The 22,459-nt window shown below is 62.2% G+C and carries 19 protein-coding genes; 4 read left to right on the top strand and 15 right to left on the bottom strand.

Annotated elements, in window-relative coordinates:
- Nucleotides 1-6 precede the first annotated feature (6 nt).
- Nucleotides 7-2,424, bottom strand: coding sequence for a VolA/Pla-1 family phospholipase (locus LG30_RS0120335; RefSeq protein WP_033132520.1), 2,418 nt, complete (start codon nt 2,422-2,424; stop codon nt 7-9).
- 299 nt (nt 2,425-2,723) lie between these two features.
- Between LG30_RS0120335 and ubiK the strand changes: the two genes are divergently transcribed.
- The gene (ubiK, locus tag LG30_RS0120330) at nt 2,724-2,981 is read left to right on the top strand and encodes a ubiquinone biosynthesis accessory factor UbiK (protein WP_033132519.1); all 258 of its coding nucleotides are present in this window, start codon (nt 2,724-2,726) and stop codon (nt 2,979-2,981) included.
- Between the two features lie 109 nt (nt 2,982-3,090).
- Here the strand turns inward: ubiK and fre are convergent, their stop codons facing one another.
- The 5 genes from fre to trxA form a co-directional block, all read right to left on the bottom strand.
- Complete coding sequence (fre, locus tag LG30_RS0120325; RefSeq protein WP_033132518.1) at nt 3,091-3,789, bottom strand: NAD(P)H-flavin reductase; 699 nt, start codon at nt 3,787-3,789, stop codon at nt 3,091-3,093.
- Between the two features lie 153 nt (nt 3,790-3,942).
- Complete coding sequence (gene ubiD / locus LG30_RS0120320) at nt 3,943-5,412, bottom strand: 4-hydroxy-3-polyprenylbenzoate decarboxylase (RefSeq protein WP_033132517.1); 1,470 nt, start codon at nt 5,410-5,412, stop codon at nt 3,943-3,945.
- A 33-nt stretch (nt 5,413-5,445) separates the two neighbouring features.
- Entirely contained in the window at nt 5,446-6,450 is a 1,005-nt protein-coding gene (locus LG30_RS0120315) for a hypothetical protein (RefSeq protein WP_033132516.1), read from the bottom strand.
- Nucleotides 6,451-6,559: 109 nt separating this feature from the next.
- Nucleotides 6,560-7,825 carry a transcription termination factor Rho gene (rho, locus tag LG30_RS0120310; protein WP_033132515.1) on the bottom strand — a complete coding sequence of 422 codons (1,266 nt, stop codon included), beginning with the start codon at nt 7,823-7,825 and terminating at the stop codon, nt 6,560-6,562.
- Nucleotides 7,826-8,030: 205 nt separating this feature from the next.
- Nucleotides 8,031-8,357: a thioredoxin TrxA gene (gene trxA / locus LG30_RS0120305; protein ID WP_025328829.1), complete on the bottom strand. Its 327-nt coding sequence runs from the start codon at nt 8,355-8,357 to the stop codon at nt 8,031-8,033.
- 113 nt (nt 8,358-8,470) lie between these two features.
- On the opposite strand from trxA, the gene rhlB reads away from it, so the two are divergent.
- Genes rhlB through LG30_RS0120290 form a run of 3 tightly spaced genes read left to right on the top strand, consistent with a single transcriptional unit; the run spans nt 8,471 to nt 11,545 of the window.
- Nucleotides 8,471-9,760: an ATP-dependent RNA helicase RhlB gene (gene rhlB, locus LG30_RS0120300; RefSeq protein WP_033132514.1), complete on the top strand. Its 1,290-nt coding sequence runs from the start codon at nt 8,471-8,473 to the stop codon at nt 9,758-9,760.
- A 14-nt stretch (nt 9,761-9,774) separates the two neighbouring features.
- Nucleotides 9,775-11,265, top strand: coding sequence for a guanosine-5'-triphosphate,3'-diphosphate diphosphatase (gene gppA / locus LG30_RS0120295; protein WP_033132513.1), 1,491 nt, complete (start codon nt 9,775-9,777; stop codon nt 11,263-11,265).
- Nucleotides 11,266-11,290: 25 nt separating this feature from the next.
- Nucleotides 11,291-11,545, top strand: a complete 255-nt coding sequence (locus LG30_RS0120290; protein ID WP_033132512.1) for a Rho-binding antiterminator — start codon at nt 11,291-11,293, stop codon at nt 11,543-11,545.
- A gap of 77 nt (nt 11,546-11,622) precedes the next feature.
- Here LG30_RS0120290 and LG30_RS0120285 read toward each other — a convergent pair whose 3' ends face one another.
- The 9 genes from LG30_RS0120285 to ubiB form a co-directional block, all read right to left on the bottom strand.
- Nucleotides 11,623-12,381 carry a class I SAM-dependent methyltransferase gene (locus LG30_RS0120285; protein ID WP_193354288.1) on the bottom strand — a complete coding sequence of 253 codons (759 nt, stop codon included), beginning with the start codon at nt 12,379-12,381 and terminating at the stop codon, nt 11,623-11,625.
- 51 nt (nt 12,382-12,432) lie between these two features.
- Nucleotides 12,433-15,003: a sensor domain-containing protein gene (locus LG30_RS0120280; RefSeq protein ID WP_033132511.1), complete on the bottom strand. Its 2,571-nt coding sequence runs from the start codon at nt 15,001-15,003 to the stop codon at nt 12,433-12,435.
- Nucleotides 15,004-15,206: 203 nt separating this feature from the next.
- On the bottom strand, nt 15,207-17,249 hold the full coding sequence (gene prlC, locus LG30_RS0120275; RefSeq protein ID WP_033132510.1) for an oligopeptidase A: 2,043 nt from the start codon (nt 17,247-17,249) through the stop codon (nt 15,207-15,209).
- Between the two features lie 220 nt (nt 17,250-17,469).
- Nucleotides 17,470-18,489, bottom strand: coding sequence for a porphobilinogen synthase (gene hemB, locus LG30_RS0120270; protein ID WP_033132509.1), 1,020 nt, complete (start codon nt 18,487-18,489; stop codon nt 17,470-17,472).
- A gap of 3 nt (nt 18,490-18,492) precedes the next feature.
- Nucleotides 18,493-19,278, bottom strand: coding sequence for a TatD family hydrolase (locus LG30_RS0120265; RefSeq protein WP_033132508.1), 786 nt, complete (start codon nt 19,276-19,278; stop codon nt 18,493-18,495).
- A 111-nt stretch (nt 19,279-19,389) separates the two neighbouring features.
- Nucleotides 19,390-20,145, bottom strand: a complete 756-nt coding sequence (tatC, locus tag LG30_RS0120260; RefSeq protein ID WP_033132507.1) for a twin-arginine translocase subunit TatC — start codon at nt 20,143-20,145, stop codon at nt 19,390-19,392.
- Nucleotides 20,142-20,600 carry a Sec-independent protein translocase protein TatB gene (tatB, locus tag LG30_RS0120255; RefSeq protein ID WP_033132506.1) on the bottom strand — a complete coding sequence of 153 codons (459 nt, stop codon included), beginning with the start codon at nt 20,598-20,600 and terminating at the stop codon, nt 20,142-20,144. Before tatB ends, tatC begins: the two co-directional genes overlap by 4 nt.
- Nucleotides 20,601-20,603: 3 nt before the next feature.
- Entirely contained in the window at nt 20,604-20,852 is a 249-nt protein-coding gene (gene tatA, locus LG30_RS0120250; RefSeq protein ID WP_033132505.1) for a Sec-independent protein translocase subunit TatA, read from the bottom strand.
- Between the two features lie 258 nt (nt 20,853-21,110).
- A partial coding sequence (gene ubiB / locus LG30_RS0120245; protein ID WP_033132504.1) for a ubiquinone biosynthesis regulatory protein kinase UbiB occupies nt 21,111-22,459 on the bottom strand: 1,349 nt, incomplete at its 5' end.

The following is a 22,459-nucleotide window of genomic DNA, read 5'->3' as shown; positions in this document are numbered from 1 at the left end:
GATAGCTTACTGCTTGAGCAGGCTGGCGTCGGTCACCTTGACCGCGGTGCCACCGCTCATGAAGAAGCTGCCGAACTGGGTCTGCATCTCGGTCGTGACCGCACCGGTCGGATCGAAGTTGTCATCCGGTGCCAGCAGCGAGCTGTGACCACCGGCCAGGAAGCGGGCCGCGTGGTGGTTGGCCGCGCCGGTTGCGGTCAGCGGCTGCAGTGCCAGCATCCGGAACAGTGGCTCGGTGCCTCCCAGCGGCGCGCTCGCGATGCTGTTCGGGATCACCTGATCCGACAGGCTCAGGGCGCCGTCACCGACAATTTCGGTGGCAAACAGCGGGAAGTCGGCCTTGATGCCACGGGCCAGGTTGATCGGGTCAGCCGAATCCAGCACCGACTGGGCCGCGAAAACGTAGCTCTGCAGCGTACCGGCCGCGCTCGCCTGAGCGGTAGCGTCCAGGCTCGGCAGGAACTCGTTGACGAAGCAGCTCGCTACCGCCGTCTTGCAGCTCGGGGCATAGGCGGTGAAAGCCGTCTTCAACTCCGGGCTGCCGCCGGTCAGCACGCCCATCTTGATGGTCGGGCCGAAGGTCGGCGAGTTCAGCAGCAACGGCGCTATGCTGCCACCCGGCATGGCCAGGCCACCGGTGTCGAACTTGAACAGGGCATCCGCCTGGGGATTGCCGAGGGACTGGTTGGCGACTGCCAACAGGTTGGCACCCGAGATGGCCCCCAGGGAGTGACCCAGGAAGTGCACCTTGACGCCAGCCGCGCCCAAGGCTCCCTTGGCATTGGCCAACCCCACCGCCAGACGCAGGCCCAGCAGATCCGCCACGCTCTGTTTCAGGTTGTCCCGCGCCACCGTCAGGTAGCTCAGGTTCAGATAGGGGGTCGGGTTATCGGAGGTGGTCACGGTCGCCATGCTGCCGCTCAGGGCATAGCCACGCTCACCGTGCAGCGGATGATCGATCACCACCAGGGCCACTTTCTTGCCCGCTTGGGCACCGGCCGCAATCTGACCCAATGCCAGGGCGTAGGCATTCTCCTTCACCGAAGTGACGCCGTGCTGATAGATGATCACATCGGTGATGGTGTTGAGCGCATCCTTGGCGAAGACGCGCATCGGTACGGACTGCACCTCTTCCAGTGCCGGCAGCGGGTTGAAGCGGCCGATATTCATCTCGGCATCCAGCGGCTTGCCGCCGGAGGTGAGGGTTACCCCAATCAGCTTGCTCGCCTCCGCCAGCAGTTCGGCCTGGCGGCTAGGATCGGCGATCAGCGCCCCCAGCAGGGCCGGGTCCACCCCGGCGCCCACCAGGCCGCCGATCACCTCGCTGTCCGAGGCTTTCAGGGCATTGGCGATGGCGTACAGGCTGGGGATGGCACCGTGCCAGGACTGGGTCCTGGCCTTGTCCCAGGAACCGGCGGTGGCCGGCGAGGAGAGGAAGTAAGGCAGCTTGACCGTGCCGCTGTAAACCTTGGTGGCTTGCGCCAGGCCGTTGAGCGGGGTGCCGGCGCCAAAGGCGGTAGCAATCGCATCCTTCTGCTCCTGGGGCAGGAACTGCTCGGCATCCAGCTGGGTCAGGAAGGCATTGCTGCCGGTCACCGCCAGGGTGTAGGTACCAGGCAGGCTGGTATTGCCCTTGGCATCCTGTTTCCACAGGACGGCGGCATCCAGGGTCGGGCTGCCCTTCAACACAGAGGCGGCCGCCCCTTTCACCGCCACCAGCACATCGGCACCGGACTGGGTACCAAACCAGTCGGAGAAGATCACGTGATCGCTGGTGATGCCGGTGGCAGCCTTGAACAGCCCTTCTTGCAGGGTGATCAGGCCGTTGATGGTCTGCTCCTGGGCATTGCTGCCGGTGTTGCTCTTGTAGTTGCTATAGTCGCTGCCCGGCTTGAGGGGATTGCCGCTGCTGTCTTTGAGCGCATCCGTGGCCACTATCATGTAGTAGGAAGAGGGATTGAGCGGCTTGAGCGGCACCAGGTTCAGCTTGCCGGCCGACTCGGCGACCACGAAGTCCACCCCGTAGGCCAGCACCTTCTTCACGCCGCTCGGGCGCAGAGCGGCGCTGTCAAAAGCCAGCTCCAGCAGATAGAGCGGGGCCACTGAGGCACCAAATTCGGTGGCCGTCGGCGCCTTGACGGTGATGCCGGAGGCGGTCACCGGCACTATCTGGATGGCCTGGGTCGTGGACCAGCCATCCAGGGTGGAGAGTGCGGAGACCGGGTTGGAGAGATCGGCCGTTTCGGTCGAGAACTTCAGGGTGCCGTCGGTCGCGCGAGCAGCCAGGGCGCTGGGTCGGGTCGCATTGGAGCCACTCAGCAGGTAATCGAGATAGCTTGAGGTATCGCCTTTATTATCGTCACTGCCACCACAACCGCTCAGTAGCGCACTGAGGACCGCTGCATAAATTAGCTTTTTTTTCATATCCTTATCTCTTTTATGTTGTTATCCATGATGAGCCTGACGGGGTAGCGTCCAAACCCGACCGAACCATATTAACAGCAACGCAACAATTTATAAGCATCTGGTCGGTCATCTGATCTGATTTTTTTGTGTACAACATCAAGGAATTGGCATTGACCCCGCTGGCGGAGGGTAACAGCATTCGGCACAATGCCAGACCCGACCAGAGCCTGTTTGGACCCGACACGCAAAAAGCCACCCCGATCTCGGCAAAGAGGGGGATTTGTCGGTAGAATGGCCCATTGCTTAAGGAGAACCCCATGATCGACCCGAAGAAACTGGAAGAGATCGCCAAACAGGTACACAACGCCCTGCCGCCCGGCATTCGCAGCATGGGTGAAGAGGTGGAGAAGAAGACTCGTCAGGTACTGCAGGCCCAGCTCAACAAGCTGGACCTGGTCAGCCGCGAAGAGTTTGATGTGCAGACCAAGGTGCTGCTGCGCACCCGGGAGAAGCTGACCGCCCTCGAGGCAAAGCTGGCCCAGCTGGAACAGCAACTCGGTGCCAAGGGTGAGTAATCACGCCGAACGTCGGGCTCGAACCACCTGCCTCGACGGCACATAAAACAAACCCCAGCCAGGCTGGGGTTTGTTGTTTCTGGAACAGCGAAGAGACGCCGGCTATCGCCTAGATAAACTCGTAGGCGTCGCCGAAGATCCGCTCTGGCTCGGCCCCCAGCACCTTGAACTCCTCCCGCGCCGCACCCGCCATCTCGAAGCGGCCCGCCACATAGATGTCGTAGTCGTGCAGGCTGACGAAGTCGTCCATGATGGCCTTGTGCACCAGACCCGTCTTGCCGGTCCAGTCGGCCTCCGGCTCCTGCACCACGGGCACGAAGGTGAGCGGCGCATAGTCCCGCTCCCACTGCAGCATCTGCTCCTGCTCATAGAGCCAGTGCGCCTGGCGCACGCCCCAGTAGAGGAACACCGGGCGCTTGCTGTCGCTGGCGATCAGATACTCCAGGATGGAGCGGGCGTAGGAGAAACCGGTGCCCCCCGCCATCAGGATCAGGGGACGCGGCGATTCGTCACGCAGGAAGGCCTTGCCCGCCGCCAGTTCGATCTCGATCTCGCCCTGCTCGCGCATGCGAGCCAGCACCTGGCCGGCATAGGCGTTTTCAGGGGTGGCGCCTATCTGCAACTCCAGCACACCGGAGCGGGTCGGCGAGTTGGCGATGGAGAAGGGGCGCTTGTCCGAGTCGCTCATCACCACCAGCAGATACTGGCCCGGCTTGAAGCTGATGGCTTGCTGCGGCGCCAGGGCCACGTGCCAGATGGTGTCGACATATTCGCGCAGTTCCTCTACGCGGCACTTGATACGTTGCATTCTTGTCCTTGTGACGGGCTCGCTCGGCCCGCTTCGCTCATTGATTCACTGTGATCTGGCGACCAGCGGCTGGTCAGGTCAGTCGAGCATACCCAATTCAGCCCGCTAATACCGATCTTTTGTGTCGGGACCAGCGGGCGCACAGGGTGAGGCTCAGTCGAGGATCTTCAGCTCGGCCCAGATCTCATCGATCCTGGCGCTGACGGCGGCATCCTGGACTATGGGTTGGCCCCATTCCCGGTTGCTCTCCCCCGGCCACTTGTTGGTGGCATCCAGCCCCATTTTGGAGCCGAGCCCCGACACCGGCGAGGCGAAGTCGAGGTAGTCGATGGGGGTGTGCTCGATCAGGGTGGTATCCCGCGCCGGATCCATCCGGGTGGTGATGGCCCAGATCACATCCTTCCAGTCACGGGCGTTGATGTCGTCGTCGCAGACGATCACGAACTTGGTGTACATGAACTGGCGCAGGAAGGACCAGACCCCCAGCATCACCCGCTTGGCGTGGCCGGGGTAGCGCTTCTTGATGGTCACCACCGCCATCCGGTAGGAGCACCCCTCCGGCGGCAGGTAGAAGTCCACTATCTCGGGGAACTGCTTCTGCAACAGCGGCACGAACACCTCGTTCAGCGCCACCCCGAGCACCGCCGGCTCATCGGGCGGGCGACCCGTGTAGGTGCTGTGATAGATGGCATCGCGGCGCATGGTCAAGTGGGTGATGGTAAACACCGGGAATTCGTCCACCTCGTTGTAGTAGCCGGTGTGGTCCCCATAGGGACCCTCCGGCGCCATCTCCCCCGGCTCCAGATAGCCTTCCAGCACGATCTCGGCGCTGGCGGGCACCTCCAGATCGCAGCTCAGGGCCTTCACCACCTCGGTGCGGCTGCCCCGCAACAGGCCGGCGAAGGCGTATTCGGAGAGGGTGTCGGGCACCGGCGTCACGGCGCCGAGTATGGTCGCAGGATCGGCGCCGAGCGCCACCACCACCGGGAAACGCTCGCCCGGGTGGGCCTCCTGCCACTCGCGAAAATCGATGGCGCCGCCGCGGTGATCCAGCCAGCGCATGATCAGCTTGTTCTTGCCGATCTTCTGCTGGCGATAGATGCCGAGGTTCTGCCGTTTCTTGTAGGGGCCGCGGGTGATGGTCAGCCCCCAGGTGACCAGCGGCGCCACATCGCCGGGCCAGCAGTGCTGGATCGGGATCTGATCCAGGTCGACCGCCTCCCCTTCCTGCACTATCTGTTGGCAGGGGGCGGAGGAGAGCCGCTTGGTCGGCATGTTGAGCACCTGCTTGAAGATCGGCAGCTTCTCCATCAGCTCCTTGAGACCGCGGGGCGGCTCCGGCTCCTTCAGATAGGCTAGCCAGGTGCCCACCTGACGCAGGGCACCGACGTTGGGCTGACCCATGCCCATGGCGACCCGATCCGGGGTGCCGAACAGGTTCGTCAGCACCGGCATGCCGTAGCCCTTGGGGTTTTCGAACAGCAGGGCCGGGCCACCCGCACGCAGGGTTCGATCGCTGATCTCGGTCATCTCCAGATAGGGGTCTATCTCGCGGCTGATGCGCTTGAGCTGTCCGTTTTGTTCCAGCTGCGCGATGAAATCACGCAAGTCCTTGTATTTCATGAAGGTACCCTAGCGGGTTCAGGAGGTGCCGCATTATAACCCCGGCCGCGCATCCGGTGTACCCGTATCGGGCAGCATGACGGACGAGGCGTGACGCCACTCCTGCCGGGTGAGCCTGTCGGCCAGTTGGGCCAGCAGCCTGGGCTCGTCCATCTGCAGCAACAGACCGGCCACCAGGCCGCCATATTGATGCTTGCCGAGTTCGACCAGCAGATATTGCTGGGCCGTGTCCGGCAGCGGCGAGAGCTGGCTGAGCTGATGCAGGGCGGGGATCATCAGGCGGTCGTTGCGGCTGGCGGAAATCAGCAGATCGCTCGCCTCCTGACCTTTATAGAAGCGGATAATAGTGTGCAGTGCCGCCAGACTGTCGTGATCCACTGGCTGACGCCACAGTTTCTGGTAGAGGGCGGGATCGCCGGTGCGCTCGATGAGGTGCAGCAGCAGCCGGTTGTCCGGCAGGAAGAGGTTCAGGGAGGCCAGCCGCCTGGCCTCTCGCCTGAGCACGGGGGCGGACTGGTCGTCGAGCACCGTCAGCAGCGCCTGCTGCTGCCGGGCCAGCTCAGGGTTGCGGCTGAAGTAGAGCTGCTTGTAGTCGAAGCGGTTCTGCTCCAGCAGTTGACGGTAGTTGTCCTGCCAGGCCAGCTGTTGCCAGCGGCTCAGCACCAGCCGCGCCTCGGCGGCAAAGTCGTAGGCGGGCAGCTGGACCAGAAAACCGTCCACCTCCCCTTCCACCAGCCATTGCGGCGCCCTGGCGGCCTTGCTGCGCACCCAGGCCAACAGCGCGGGGGACGGTGTCGTCGCCGACTTGAGGCCGCCGAGCAGTTGATACAGCAGATACTCGCGCTGGCCCACCGCCAGGGTCGCGAGCAGGGAATCCATGGCGGCAAACTGCCCCAACCTCAGTCGATTGTTCAGATAATCGAGATGCCCCTGAACCCCCTCGTCCGCCACCAGAGGCGCCCGCAACTGCGGGGGAGCGTCGGCCTGCACAGGTGCAGCCATCAGCCAGCCGAGCCATAAGAGAAATACCAGCTTCATGACGTCCCTGTCCTTGTGACATCGAGGCTTCACATACTACTCAGCCCGCCGGGAAATAGATAAACAAAAACCGCGACCTGGGCCGCGGTTTTGTCATGCCAGCAGGCAGTTACTTCTGCTGACGCTTCATGGAGTCAAAGAACTCGTCGTTGGTCTTGGTGGCTGCCAGCTTGTCGATGAGGAATTCGATGCTGTCGATCTCGCCCATGGGGTGAATGATCTTGCGCAGTATCCACATCTTCTGCAGCTCGTCCGGTGCGGTGAGCAGCTCTTCCTTGCGGGTGCCGGAACGGGTGATGTCGATAGCCGGATAGACACGCTTCTCGGCGATCTTGCGCGAGAGGTGCAGCTCCATGTTGCCGGTACCCTTGAACTCTTCGTAGATCACCTCGTCCATCTTGGAACCGGTGTCGACCAGCGCGGTGGCGATGATGGTCAGGCTGCCGCCTTCCTCAACGTTACGGGCGGCGCCGAAGAAGCGCTTGGGGCGGTGCAGGGCGTTGGCATCCACACCACCGGTCAGTACCTTGCCCGATGAGGGGATGACGGTGTTGTAGGCACGAGCCAGACGGGTGATGGAGTCCAGCAGGATGACCACATCCTTCTTGTGCTCGACCAGACGCTTGGCCTTCTCGATCACCATGTCGGCAACCTGAACGTGACGGGAAGCTGGCTCGTCGAAGGTGGAAGCGATCACTTCCCCCTTGACCATGCGCTGCATCTCGGTCACTTCTTCCGGACGCTCGTCGATCAGCAGGACGATGAGCTCACAGTCCGGGTGGTTGTAAGCGATGCTCTGGGCGATGTTCTGCAGCAGCATGGTCTTACCGGCCTTGGGCGGCGCCACGATCAGGCCACGCTGGCCTTTACCGATGGGGGACGCCAGGTCCAGCACACGGGCGGTGATGTCCTCGGTCGAACCGTTGCCGCGCTCCATGCGCAGACGCTCGTTGGCGTGCAGCGGCGTCAGGTTTTCGAACAGGATCTTGTTGCGGACGTTTTCCGGACGGTCATAGTTGACTTCGTTAACCTTGAGCAGCGCGAAGTAGCGCTCGCCCTCTTTCGGCGGACGGATCTTGCCGGAGACGGTATCACCGGTACGCAGGTTGAAGCGGCGGATCTGGCTCGGGGAGACATAGATGTCATCCGGGCCGGCCAGGTAGGAGCCATCGGCGCTACGCAGGAAGCCAAAGCCGTCGGTCAGGATTTCCAGCACACCGTCGCCAAAGATATCCTCACCACCCTTGGCGTGCGCCTTGAGGATCGCGAAAATGATGTCTTTCTTGTGCGCCCGAGCCAGATTTTCCAACCCCATGGATTCGCCAAGCTTGACCAGCTCGGACACAGGAGTGTTCTTTAATTCAGTCAGATTCATAGTGGTGAGAGTCTGTAAGCAAGGATTGAAATGAGGAGACAGTCTGCTGGATTGATGCTAATCGGATTTGACTTGCCAGGCTGTGGTGAAGCTATGAGTCGGCAAAATGGTTAGCAAACGAACGATAAACTAGCACCAATCGGGATGAGCGTCTAGGTGATAAAACACAAGGAGCGCATTATTGCAATGCGCTCCTTCTTGATTATTACAGGTTACCGTCCAGGAACTCTTTCAGCTGAGTCTTGGACAGGGCACCGACCTTGGTCGCTGCCACTTCGCCATTCTTGAACAGCAAGAGGGTCGGGATACCGCGAATGCCATACTTGGGCGGAGTGTCGGCGTTATGATCGATGTTCAATTTCGCCACAGTCACGCGACCGGCATATTCTTGGGCGACTTCGTTCAGGATCGGGGCAATCATCTTGCACGGACCGCACCATTCAGCCCAGAAATCGACCAGAACGGGGCTGTCGGCTTTGATTACATCGGCCTCGAAGCTGGCATCGCTCAGCTGAACAATCTTGTCACTCATCTCCAACTCCAGTCAGTAATTAAGGCTTTATTGATGGATCAACAAAGGCAATAGTTGCCCTATTTGAAATGATCCTGTTTATTATTGCAAGCCTAACCTGATAACCTACCGCCATGAGCAAAACACACCTTACGACCGAAAAATTCGCCCAAATGGGCCTCGAACCCGAAGTTCTGGCTGGTCTGGAATCAAAGGGATTTCACTATTGCACGCCCATCCAGGCACTGTCTCTGCCACTGCTGGTAGAAGGCCATGACCTCGCCGGTCAGGCCCAGACGGGAACCGGCAAGACCCTTGCCTTCCTGGCAGCGACCTTCAACTATTTGCTGACCCACCCGTTGACCCAACCGCGCCTGATCAATCAGCCGCGCGCCATCATACTGGCACCGACCCGTGAGCTGGCCGTCCAGATCTACAACGATGCCGAAGGCATGTCCGCCTCCACCGGTCTGAAGCTCGGTCTCGCCTATGGCGGCGAGGGCTACGACAAGCAGTTGGCCGTGCTGGAACAGGGTGTCGACATCCTGATCGGCACCACCGGTCGCATCATCGACTACTTCAAGTCCAAGGTCATCGATCTGGGCAGCATCCAGGTCGTGGTGCTGGACGAAGCGGATCGCATGTTCGATCTCGGCTTCATCAAGGACATCCGCTTCCTGTTCCGCCGCATGCCGCCGGCCACCGAGCGTCTGAGCATGCTGTTCTCCGCCACCCTCTCCCTGCGCGTGCAGGAGCTGGCCTACGAGCACATGAACCACCCGGAACACGTGCAAATCGAACCGGAACAGATGACAGGCGTGCGCATCAAGGAGGAGCTGTTCTACCCCTCCAACGAAGACAAGATGCTGCTGCTGCTCTCCCTGATGGAAGAGGAGTGGCCGGAGAAAGCCATCGTCTTCGCCAACACCAAGCATGTCTGTGAAGACGTGCATGCGTGGCTGGAGAACGACGGCCACCGGGTCGGCCTGCTGACCGGTGACGTGCCGCAGAAGAAGCGGATGAAGATCCTGGAAGAGTTCACCAAGGGAACGCTGGACGTCCTGGTCGCCACCGACGTGGCCGCCCGTGGTCTGCACATCCCGGACGTGACCCACGTCTTCAACTACGACCTGCCCGACGATGCCGAAGACTATGTACACCGTATCGGTCGTACCGGTCGTGCCGGCAAGAGCGGTCACTCCATCAGCCTGGCCTGTGAAGACTATGCCTTCAACCTGCCGGCCATCGAGGAGTACATCCACCACCCGATCCCGGTCAGCAAGTATGATCGCGAATCGCTGCTGGATGACGTGACCGCCCCGAAACGGGTGTTCCGCAACCGCCAGCCGGTGAACCGCAACATGCGGGATCGCCAGGGTGGTGGCAACAGCAACAACCGCCGCCGCCCGCCTCGCAAGAACTAAGGGACCGGGCCCAGTTGCACAACTCGCCGCTCTATGCCGCCATCGACCTCGGCTCCAACAGCTTCCATATGCTGGTGGTGCGCGAGGTCGCCGGTGCCCTGCGCACCGTCACCAAGGTCAAGCGCAAGGTGCGCCTCGCCGCCGGTCTCGACTCCGAGTTTCGTCTCAGCCGCGCCGCCATGGAGCGGGGCTGGGACTGCCTGCGGCTGTTCTCCGAGCAGTTGCAGGACATTCCCTCCGACAACATCCGGGTAGTAGGCACCGCCACCCTGCGGCTTGCCACTAACGTCGATGAATTCCTGAGCGAGGCGGAACGGGTACTCAACCACAGCATCGAGATCATCTCGGGCGAGGAAGAGGCCAAGACCATCTACGAGGGGGTCTCCTGGACCTCCGCCGGGGAAGGCAACCGACTGGTGATCGACATCGGCGGTGCCAGCACCGAGCTGGTGATCGGCGAGCACAGCGAGGCGAAGCTGCTCAACAGCCTGCACATGGGCTGCGTTACCTGGCTCAACAATCACTTCGGTGACGGCGAGCTGAGCGAGACCCGCTTCAACCAGGCCATCGCCGCCGCCAAGGCGGTGATGGCACCGGTCGCGGAGGATTACCGCGCCCTGGGCTGGCGTACCTGTGTCGGTGCCTCCGGCACCGTCCAGGCGCTGCAGGAGATCATGCTGGCACAGGGCAAGAGCGAGCGGGTCACCCTGCCGAAATTGCAGGAGCTGATGGGTCAGGCCATCGCCTGTGGCCGGCTGGATCGACTGCAGCTGGAAGGACTGGCGGCCGAGCGGCTGACCGTGTTCCCCTCCGGCCTCGCCATCCTGATCGCCATCTTCGAGACCTTAGGGATAGAGAGCATGACTCTCGCCGGCGGCGCCCTGCGCGAAGGCCTGATCTACGGCCTGCTCGGCAACAACCACGACTGTGACGCCCGGGATCGCACCGCCGACAGCCTGATCAGCCGCTATCAGCTGGATAAAGAACACGCCGAGCGGGTGCGCGACACAGCCGTCGAGGCGTTCAACCAGCTGCAACCAGCCTGGCGCCTCTCCAAGCGTTACGGCCGCCCGATCCTGCGTTATGCGGCCCTGCTGCACGAGATCGGTCTCTGTATCGAGTACAAGAAGGCGCCGCAGCACGCCGCCTACATCATCGACAACATCGACATGCCGGGCTTCACGCCGGCCCAGAAGAAGCTGTTGTCGGCCCTGCTGTTCAACCAGCGGGACGAATTCAAGCTGGACACCCTGGAGAAGCAGGGCGCCGTCACCGGCCGCCAGGCGATCCGGCTGGCCCGCATCCTGCGCATCTCCCTCATCCTCTGCATGCGCCGTACCCAGGGCACAGTGCCCAGCTTCCTGCTGCAGGCCGATGAAGAAGCGCTGACCCTGACCCTGCCCAAGGGCTGGCTGGACGAACACTATCTGCGCGCCAGCGAACTGCGGCTCGAGGTAGAGCGCCAGCAGAAGATGGGCTGGCCCACCCACCTGCTGGAAGCCTGATCTTCCCCTCTCGAAGGAGAGCCCCATGACGGACTATCAACCCATCAGCTGTGACCTCTACGACTGGCTCGAGATCGCCGCCAGCTGGCAGTTGCCGGTGACACTCACCAGCCGCGAAGGACGGCAATGGGCAGACAAGATCCGCACCATAGAGGCAAGGGACGGCGTCGAGTATCTGCTGCTCGACAGCGGCGAGCGACTGAGTCTGGCGGATCTGGCCACCTTGGATCTGATCTGGCAGGGGGAGCAGAAGCGGGTGCACTTCATCCCGGAAGGCTGATCCTGTGCAGCGAATAAAAACAGAGGGCCAGCTATGCTGGCCCTCTGTTTTTATGTTCGTGTTGCCCTGATGTCGGCCTACCCCGCCAGCGCCGCCATCACATAGACGTCGAAGCGGTTGCTCTTGGTCTCGATGGCCATGCTCGGCTTCTGCTCGTTGAGCCAGCCCGCGTAGTCCGGCCGCTTCACCACCACCCGCTTGTCGGCCATCTGCAACGCTGCTGGCAGCAGGGCATCCGCGTCCAGATCCGGCCCCACCAGGGACTGAAACACCCGCATCTCTTTCTTCACCAGCGCCGACTTCTGCTTGTGGGGGAACATGGGGTCCAGGTAGATGACATCCGGTCGCTCGGCCAGCGCCAGCAGGTTGTCCACCGCCGGGCCTTGCAGCAGCTGCATCCGCTCGCGCACCCAGGGCCCGATCTCGGGATCCTGCGCCGCCCGCGTCAATCCATCCTGCAGCAGGGCCGCCACCACGGGGCTGCGCTCGATCAGCGTCACCTTGCAACCCAGCGAAGCCAGCACGAAGGCATCGCGCCCCAGCCCCGCCGTCGCATCCACCACGGTCGGCATGGCCCCCGCCTTGAGCCCCACCGCCTTGGCGATGGATTGGCCCCGGCCGCCACCAAACTTGCGTCTGTGGGCCACGGCGCCGTCCACGAAGTCCACGTGGACGGCCCCCAGCTTGGGTTCATCCAACTTGCGCAGCTCCAGCCTGGTCTCGGTCAGCACCAGGGCGAAGGGCGCGGGAAAGTCGACCCCTGCCAGCCGCAGCCGCAAGGCATCGAGCTCCCCTTCACGGGCGGGCACTTCACTGAAAACCTGGATATGGTGCATAACGAAGACTCATGACGGCATGGAGCCGAGCATGATAGCAGAAGCGGGGGATCAGCTCACGATGGTCAGATTGGCCAGGTTCATCCCCTGCCGGTTGAGGGTCAGGTATTCCACCAGGTCGTCGTAGGGCAGTGGGCGGCTGAGCAGGTAACCCTGGGTGAAGGCACAACCCTTCTGGCAGAGGAAGTTGAGCTGCTCGCGGGTCTCGACCCCCTCGATCACCACCTGCATGCCGAGGTTGTGCACTATGTTGATGATGCCGTCGAGCAGCAGCCTGTCCTGCTCGTTGAAGGGGATGTGGCGCACGAAGGAGCGGTCGATCTTGACCAGATCCACCGGGAAGGTGCGCAGGTAGTTCAGTGCCGAGTAGCCGGTGCCGAAGTCATCGATGGCCAGCTTGCAGCCCGCCTCGCGCAAGGCATCGATCCGCACCCTGTGCTGATCGCTGGTCTCCATCAACAGGGACTCGGTGATCTCGATGATGATGTCCTTGGGGTCCAGGCCGAAGTGATGGATCACCCTGAGCCACTCGCTGGCCTCGGGATCGATTGTCTGGAACTCCAGGGTGGAGCGGTTGATGGACATCTGCAGCTCCGGGAAACCGGACTGCTGCAGCCGGGCCAGATCGCGACAGGACTGCCACAGCACCAGCGCCCCCAGCCCCTGAATGAGCCCCGCCTCTTCCGCCAGCGGAATGAAGTCCGCCGGCGAGACCTGACCCCAGTGGGGATGGTACCAGCGCACCAGCGCCTCCAGCTTGGCGACCCGGCCGCTGCGGTTGTCCCAGATCGGCTGATAGGCCATGGTCAACTGCCCCAGCTTGATGGCCTCCGCGAGATCCTGCTGCATCTGGTGACGCTGGCTCACCTCCTCGCGCATGGAGGAGCTGTAGGTGCCGATCGGCCGCCCTTGCCGTTTGGCGACGAACAGCGCCTGCTCGGCATTGCGCAGCAGCTCATCACTGTCGGTGCCGTCGTTGGGGCAGAGGGTGATCCCCAAGGTCGCCGTCACATAGAGATGCTGGTTGGCCAGCATGAAGGGACGGGCGAAGCCGCCTATCACCTGCTTGGCAAACACCTCGGCCTGGCGGCGGTTGACGATGCCCGGCACCAGGAAGGCAAACTCGTCGCCGCCGATGCGGGCCACCAGATCCTCGGTGCGCACCCGGCTCACCAGCCGATCCGACACCTCCCGCAGCAGGGCATCGCCAACATGGTGATCCATGCTGTTGTTGACCGCCTTGAAGTTGTTGAGATCCAGCACCATGAGCGCGAAGCGCTCACCCCGCTCGCAGAAGCGGCTGAGGCAGCGGCCAAACAGCCAGCGGTTGGGCAGGCCGGTGAGATTGTCATAATTCGCCTGGGCCGCGATCTTCTGCTCCGCCAGCTTGGTCTGGGAGAGATCGCTGAAGATGGCGATGTACTGACTGATCCGGCCCCCTTCCCGCAAGGCGCTGATCATCAGCTGCTGGGGATAGAGCTTGCCGTTCTTGCGTTTGTTCCACACCTCGCCGCGCCAGATCCCGACCCGCTCCAGGGCGTGATACATGTCGGCGTAGAAGGTCTGATCGTGCAGTCCGGACTTGAGCAGGCTGGGGCGCTGGCCACGGGCCTCCTCTTCGCTGTAACCGGTGATCTTCTCGAACGCCGGATTCACCGAGATGATGCGACTGTCCACATCACACACCAGGATGGCTTCGGAGAGGTTGTCATAGACCCGGTGGGAGAGCTTGAGTTGTTCGGCGTGGCGCTTGATGGGATCGATGTTTTCCAGCACCAGCATCAGGTAATCGGGGCGCAGTTGCTTGTCGCGGATCAGGGTTACCGTCACCCGGCCCCAGAGCACGGAGCCATCCCGGTGCAGGTAGCGTTTCTCCTGGGTGAAGGCGTGCCTCTCCCCCCGTCTGAGCTCTTCATAGTAGGGAATGCTGACCAGCCAATCTTCCGGGTGATTGATCTCGGCAGCGGTGCGCTGCTGCAGCTCATGCTGGTTGTATCCCAGCATCTTCTCGATGGCCGGATTGACCCAGATGATCTTCCCCTCCAGGTCGAGCTTGCCGATGCCGACCGGGGCATGGGACATCATGGTGTCCAAAAAATGAGGGTGCTCCGGCTGTGTCTGCAACGGCTGGGGGCGAGACTGCTGCTGGTACATCAGCGCCAGCTCGCGACCGGCGATCGGCGCCAGCAGGCGCAACAGGCCCATGATCTTGTCCATGCTGGGCATGGCCCGCTTGAACATGACGCTGCACAGCCCCACGGTCTCGCCCTGGGCATCCTTCAGCGCGACACCGGCGTAACCCTTGACCTGGCAACGCTCCAGCACGGCGGCATGGGGAAACAGCTGCCGGATGCGATCGTTGAACCAGGCTTCACCCTGCTGCATGACGATCTCGCCCGGGGTGCCGGCGAGGGGAAAACTGTAGGAATCGATGTCGAGGGAGGCGGGATGAGCGGCATGTATGGTAAAAAATAGGCCCGAATGGTCCCCACCTGAAACGAGGACGAGATCCGCCTCAACCGCTTTGGCGATTTCACTCACAAAGGTATCGAAATATCCTTTGCCGCTCAGATGAGACAGGCTTGAGATGATTTGATAGACAGACTCGAGTGCTCGCCTCATGGCAAGGTTCTTTCTCTCCCTGGAAGGTAGAACCCGACTCTACTCAAGAGGCGGGGACAGTGCAAATGTGCACTCCGCAAGATATTAAAAAGCTTTGAGAAAAGGGACCAAAAGGTCCCTTTTTATCTCAAAAAACAAGCGTCGATCCCACTATGACGTGGAACTGTACCTGCTTGAAGCCATGCCGCGACAGGTACGGAATATCACACGGCGATCCCGCTGTGGCGCAGCAGGGCATCTACCTGGGGCTCGCGGCCCCGGAAGGCGCGGAACAGTTCCATGGGCTCTTTCGAGCCGCCCTTCTCCAGGATGTTCTTCAGGAAGGACTGGCCGGTGGCCGGGTTGAAGATCCCCTCTTCCTCGAAACGGGAGAAGGCATCCGCCGACAATACTTCGGCCCACTTGTAGCTGTAATAGCCCGCCGCATAGCCGCCGGCGAAGATGTGGGAGAAGCTGTGCTGGAAACGGTTGAACGCGGGCGGCGTCAACACGGCGACCTGGCTGCGCACCTCCGCCAGCAGGGCGGGCACCCGCTCGGGGTGGGCCGGATCGAACTCCTGGTGCAGGCGGAAATCGAACAGGGCGAACTCCAGCTGGCGCAGCATCTGCATCGCCGCCTGGAAGTTGCGGGCGGTCAGCATCTTCTCCAACAAATCCACTGGCAGCGGCTCGCCGGTCTCATGATGACCGGAGATAAAGGCCAGCGCCTCGGACTCCCAGCACCAGTTCTCGAGGAACTGGCTCGGCAGCTCCACCGCATCCCAGGCCACGCCATTGATACCGGCCACACCGGCCACGTCGATCTGGGTCAGCATGTGGTGAATGCCGTGGCCGAACTCGTGGAACAGGGTCACCACCTCGTTGTGGGTGAACAGCGCCGGCTTGCCATCCACCGGGCCGTTGAAGTTGCAGGTCAGGTAGGCCACCGGCTTTTGCAGCGAGCCATCCTGACGGTAGCGACGACCCAGGCAGACATCCATCCAGGCGCCGCCCTGCTTGTGTTCGCGGGCATAGAGATCGAGGTAGAAGCTGCCACGCAGCTCGTCTTCGCTATCGAAGATGTCGTAGAAACGCACGTCCGGATGCCAGGTATCGATGCCGAGGCGCTCGCGCACCTTGATGCCAAACACCCGGCGTACCACCTCGAACAACCCCTTCACCACCTTGTTGGCGGGGAAGTAGGGACGCAGTTGCTCGTCGGAGATGGAGAATTTGTGCTGCTTGAGCTTCTCGGCGTAGTAGGGAATGTCCCAGGCCGCCAGCTCGCTCTGGCCGTGTTGCTCGGTGGCGAAGGCGCGGATCTCTTCCAGCTCCGCCTTGCCCTGGGGCAGGGATTTCGCCGCCAGATCGGTGAGGAAGCCCACCACCTGTTCGGTCTTGTCCGCCATCTTGGTCGCCAGGGACAGCTCGGCGTAGTTGCCAAAGCCGAGCAGTTGGGCCAGCTCGCGGCGCAGGGATAAGAGCTCGGTCATGATGGCGGAGTTGTCCCACTTGCCGGCGTTGGGGCCCTGATCCGAGGCACGGGTGGTGAAGGCCTCGTACAGCTCGGCGCGCAGTGCGCGGTTGTCCGCATACATCATCACCGGCAGGTAGGAGGGGATGTCCAGGGTGAACAGCCAGCCCTGCTGACCCTTGTGCTCCGCCAGTTGGCGGGCGGCGGCCAGGGCACTGGCGGGCAATCCGGCCAGCTCGGCCTCGTCAGTCACCAGCTTGCTCCAGCCCTGGGTCGCGTCCAGCACGTTGTTGCTGAAACGGGAGGCCAGTTCGGAGAGGCGGGCCTGGATCTCGCCGTAGCGCTGCTGCGCCTCGGCAGACAGGCCGATGCCGGACAGACGAAAATCGCGCAGGGTATTCTGGATCTCCTTGCGCTGGGCGCTGCTCAGCAAGGGGAAGTCGTCGCTCTCTGACAGTGCCAGATAGGCCTGATAGAGGCCCTCATGCTGACCGACATAGGTCTGGAATTCGGACAGCAGCGGCAGGCAGGCGTCGTGGGCTTCACGCAACGCCTCGCTGTTGAGCACGGAATTGAGGTGACTGACCGGCGACCAGATGCGCGCCAGCCGATCGTTGACCTCTTCGAGCGGGGCTATCAGGCTGTCCCAGGTGTGGGGATCCCGCTGGGTCAGCACGTCTTCGATCTTCTGTTTGCAGTCGGCGATGGCCTGTGTCACGGCAGGCTGTACCTGGTCGGGACGGATCTGGCTGAAGGGGGGCAGTGCGTCCATTGTCAGCAAAGGGTTGTTCATGACTGGGTACCTCTAAATGCTCTACAGCCCCTGCCGTCCAGAAGCTTGCTTGGACCACCTAAGATGTAGGCAGAAACCCCATTAATCAAGCCTTTGCCGCCGAGAGCGCGGCCAGTTGCCCACTTTTCGCCAAAACTCGTTCATTTAATAGCCAGATCGACTGCCAGAAACGAGGATGCCGGTCCAAAGACCGGCATCCTGAGGCACTGTGGCAGCGGGATCAGCGCTGGGCGTCTTCCTTCAACCACTGGGCAACCCGCTTGGCGAAGTAGGTGAGGATGCCGTCGGCGCCGGCCCGCTTGAAGCAGACCAGGGACTCCAGGATGCACTCCTTCTCCTTCAGCCAGCCGTTCTGGATGGCTGCCATGTGCATGGCGTATTCACCGCTCACCTGATAGGCGAAGGTCGGCACGCCGAACTGATCCTTGACCTGACGGATCACGTCCAGATAGGGCATGCCCGGCTTGACCATGACGCTGTCGGCCCCCTCCTGGATATCCAGCGCCACCTCGTGCAGGGCCTCGTTGCCGTTGGCCGGATCCATCTGGTAGCTGGCCTTGTTGCTCTTGCCGAGGTTGCTGGCAGAGCCCACCGCATCGCGGAACGGGCCGTAGTAGCAGGAGGCGTACTTGGCGGAGTAAGCCATGATCTGCACGTTGATGAAGCCGTTCTCCTCCAGCGCCGCGCGGATGGCGCCGATGCGACCATCCATCATGTCGGACGGTGCCACTATGTCGGCCCCGGCGGCGGCATGGGAGAGCGCCTGCTTCACCAGGATCTCGGTGGTGATGTCGTTCAGCACATAGCCTTCGTCATCTATGATGCCGTCCTGACCATGGGTGGTGAAGGGATCCAGCGCCACGTCGGTGATGACGCCGAGCTCGGGGAAACGGGCCTTGAGGGCACGGGTCGCGCGCTGGGCCAGTCCGTCCGGGTTATAGGCCTCTTCCGCCATCAGGCTCTTGCTTTGAAGCGGTGTCACCGGGAACAGGGCGATCGCCGGGACGCCGAGCGCCACCAACTCTGCGGCTTCTTCCAGCAGCAGATCGATGGAGAGGCGATCCACCCCCGGCATGGAGGCGACGGCCTCGCGCTGGTTCACCCCTTCCAGCACGAACACCGGATAGATGAGATCGTCGACGGTCAGCGTATTTTCACGCACCAGACGGCGGCTGAAATCATTCTTGCGCACCCGGCGCAGGCGGCGGCCCGGAAAGGCGCCCGGAAGAGTTGTGGCCATGAATCACTCCTGGAATGGAAGTTGGAAGAACGCGGCTGAGGTGGCCCGGGTATGGGCCAGCAAGGCCTCGGGCGTCTCACCACGACAAGCCGCCACCACCTGAGCGATGTGCGGCAAAAAAGCGGGTTCGTTGCGCTTGGGCCTGGGTTTCAAATCCCGTGGCACCAGATAGGGGGCATCCGTCTCTATCATCAGCCGACCGGCCGGGATCCGGGCCACCTGCTCGCGCAGCAGTTGGCCACGGCGCTCGTCGCAGATCCAGCCGGTCACCCCGATATGCAGCCCGAGCGCCAGACACTCGTCCAGCTCGGCGTCGGCACCGGTGAAGCAGTGCAGCACGGCCCCCGGCAGTTTGGGCAACCAGGGGCGCAGGATCTCGATGAACCTGGCATGGGCATCGCGGCAATGCAGAAACACCGGCATCGACAGCTCGGCGGCCAGGGCCAGCTGGGCGTCGAACACCGCATCCTGTACCGGCCGGGGGGAGAAGTCGCGATTGTAGTCGAGCCCGCACTCGCCGATGGCCACCACCTGGGGCTGGGCCGCCAGCTCGCGCAGCGTGGCCAGGGTGCCGTCATCGACACTCTTGGCATCGTGGGGATGCACCCCGGCGGTGGAGAAGCAATAGCCCGGCCAGCGGGATGCCAGCTCGGCGCTTGCGTCACTGCCCGCCAGATCGGTACCGGTGAGGATCAGCCCCTCGACCCCGGCGGCGCGGGCTCGAGCCACCAGTTCGGCTTGCTCGCCGGCAAACTGGCTGCTGGTGAGGTTGACTCCGATATCGATCATGGCGCGGGATACTCCGAACAAAAATAAGAGATTTCAGATAGTTGAAAAATATCTTCTGATTGGGGCCTTACCATACGCCTCCGGGCGGAGCCTGAAAAGAGGAAGGGAGCCTCAGCTCCCCTCATCCGTCTGTTCCTGCGACTCTTCATCCTCTTTCCTGGTGTAGAAACGGGCGAAGAACAAGCCTATCTCCCACAGCGCCCACATGGGGATCGCGAGCAAGGTCTGGGAGAAGACGTCCGGCGGGGTCAGCAACATGCCCACCACGAACACCCCGACGATGACGTAGGGGCGTTTCTCCCGCAGGCTCTTGGGGTTGGTCACCCCGGTCCAGCACAGCAGTATGGTGGCCACCGGGATCTCGAACGCCACCCCGAACGCGAAGAACAGGGTCAGCACGAAGTCCAGGTAGCTGGCGATGTCGGTCGCCACCGTCACCCCGGCGGGCGCCGTGCTGGTGAAGAAGCCGAACACCAGCGGGAACACCACGTAGTAAGCAAACGCCATGCCGGCGTAGAACAGCACGGCGCTGGAGGCCACCAGCGGCATGATCAGCCGTCGCTCGTGCTGGTACAGACCGGGGGCGATGAAGGACCAGGCCTGATACAGCAGATAGGGGATAGCCACGAAGAAGGAGACCACCAGGGTCAGCTTGATCGGCGTGATGAAGGGGGTCGCCACATCCGTCGCTATCATGCTGGTGCCTGCCGGCAGCTGGCTGAGCAGCGGCTGGGCCACGAAGTCGTAGATGTCGTTGGAGAAATAGATCAGCGCGACAAACGCCAGCAAGATGGCCGAGATCGACCGCAACAGACGCGTCCTCAGCTCCACCAGGTGGCTGATCAGGGGTTGTTCGGTCTGACTCATGACCTCACCTCCCCTTTCTCTCTGGCGGCATCCTGGGCGACGGCGACTACCTCAGTCTCCACCGCACCCGGTTCAGGGACGGCAATGGCCTGCGCTACCGGTTCGGGAGCTGGCGTCGGGGTCGCCTGCGGCGGACGGATCTCATTTTGTGGCTCAGACTGTGGTTGGTAGGGGCGGTTCACCGACTGGGCGGCCGCCTTCAACTGCTCGATGGACTCCTGCAGCTCGGGACTGAGGTTGCTCATCTGCAACTGCTCGGCCTTCTTCAGATCGTTGTGCAGCTCTTGCAACTTGAGCTCCTGCTCCAGCTCGGACTTCACCGAGTTGGCGGTGCTGCGAATGAGCTTGATCCAGTGGGATGCCGTACGGATGGCGACCGGCAGCCGCTCGGGCCCCAGCACCACCAGGGCCACCACACCGATGACGACCAGCTCCCAAAAACCGATGTCAAACATGGCTTAGGCCTGATCTTTGTCTTTCTGCTTGGCGGTATCGGCACTGTTGGCCGCTTCGTTCAGCTGCTTGGGAGGAAACTCCGCATCCTTCTGCTCGGGTTTGGCATCGGCCGGATCGTCCGACAGCGCCTTCTTGAAACCCTTGACCGCCGCCCCGAGATCGCCGCCGATCCCGCGCAGCTTCTTGGTACCGAACAGCAGCACGACGATGACTGCGATGATCAACAACTGCCAAATACTGATACCACCCATGATATTTCTCCAAGATTGGCGCCCGAAGTGCGCGAGTTTGTCATTAACGGGAACGATGCTGATACCAGCCCAGCACTTTCTCCAAGATTGGCGCCCGAAGTGCGCGAGTTTGTCATTAACGGGAACGATGCTGATACCAGCCCAGCACTTTCTCCAAGATTGGCGCCCGAGGTGCGCGAGTATGTTATTGACGGAAAGGATGCCGATACCAGCCCGGCAAGTTCTCCGAGATTGGCACCGGAAAGCGCCGTTTTTTGTTTAGTGGGAACGGGTTTTCAGCCAGCCAAGCAACCAGCATACACCGGCACCGGCGAGGGTTATTTGTCCCCACTCAATATGTTGTTTCTGGGTCAGCAAGAATACACCCACTAACAGTAGGCTGGCTCCAACCCCTAAGAGGTAGCGTGCCTGACCCTGACGATGGCTGTGCCGGCGGAAATCCGCAAACATCTGCTCGAAATGGTGTTGTTGATGACGGGCCTGGCGCAGGGTCTCGTAGACCAGCTCCGGCAGCTCCGGCAGCTTCTCCGCCCAGAACGGCGCCTTCTCCCGGATCGCATTCAGCACCGCCTTGGGCCCCACCTGCTCGCGCATCCAGCTTTCCAGATAAGGCTTGGCGGTCTGCCACAGATCCAGCTGCGGATAGAGCTGGCGTCCCAGCCCTTCCACGTAGAGCAGGGTCTTCTGCAGCAGCACCAGCTGCGGCTGCACCGCCATGTTGAAGCGGCGGGCGGTGTTGAACAGGTTGAGCAGCACGTGGCCGAACGAGATCTCGGACAGCGGCTTCTCGAAGATGGGCTCCAGCACGGTGCGGATGGCAAACTCGAACTCGTCCACCTTGGTGTCGGCAGGTACCCAGCCGGACTCCACGTGCAGCTCGGCCACCTTGCGGTAATCCCGATTGAAGAAGGCGAGGAAGTTCTCCGCCAGGTAGCGCTTGTCTTCCCGGTTGAGGGTGCCGACGATGCCGCAGTCGATGCCGATCCAGAGCGGATTCTCGGGGTGCTCATGGGAGACGAAGATGTTGCCAGGGTGCATGTCGGCGTGGAAGAAGCTGTCGCGGAACACCTGGGTGAAGAACACCTCCACCCCGCGCTCGGCCAGCAGCTTCATATTGGTGCCGTTGGCCTCCAGCGCCGCGATGTCGGAGACCGGAATGCCATAGATGCGCTCCATCACCAGCACCTGCTCGCGACAGTGCTCGGTGAACACCTCGGGCACATAGAGGGCATCCGAGCCGGTGAAGTTGCGGCGCAGCTGGATGGCGTTGGCGGCTTCGCGCATCAGGTTCAGCTCGTCGAGTATGGTCTTGCGATACTCCTCCACCACCTCGATGGGGCGTAATCTCGCACTCTGGGGCGCGAAACGGGCCGCCAGACGGGCCAGCGCCTGCATCAGGCGCAGATCCGCCTCGATGACCGGCTCGATGTCGGGCCGGATCACCTTGATGACGATCTCGCGGCCATTCTCTTTCAACCTGGCGGTGTGCACCTGGGCGATGGAGGCGGACGCCAGCGGCGTCTCGTCGAATTCGTCGAACAGGGTCTCGATGGTGCAGCCCAGGCTCGCCTCTATCTGGCGACGGGCGGCCTGGCCGCAGAAGGGGG

This window comes from Aeromonas aquatica, assembly GCF_000764655.1.
Classification (GTDB): Bacteria; Pseudomonadota; Gammaproteobacteria; order Enterobacterales; family Aeromonadaceae; genus Aeromonas; species Aeromonas aquatica.
This window is presented reverse-complemented; position numbering and strand designations above follow the sequence as displayed.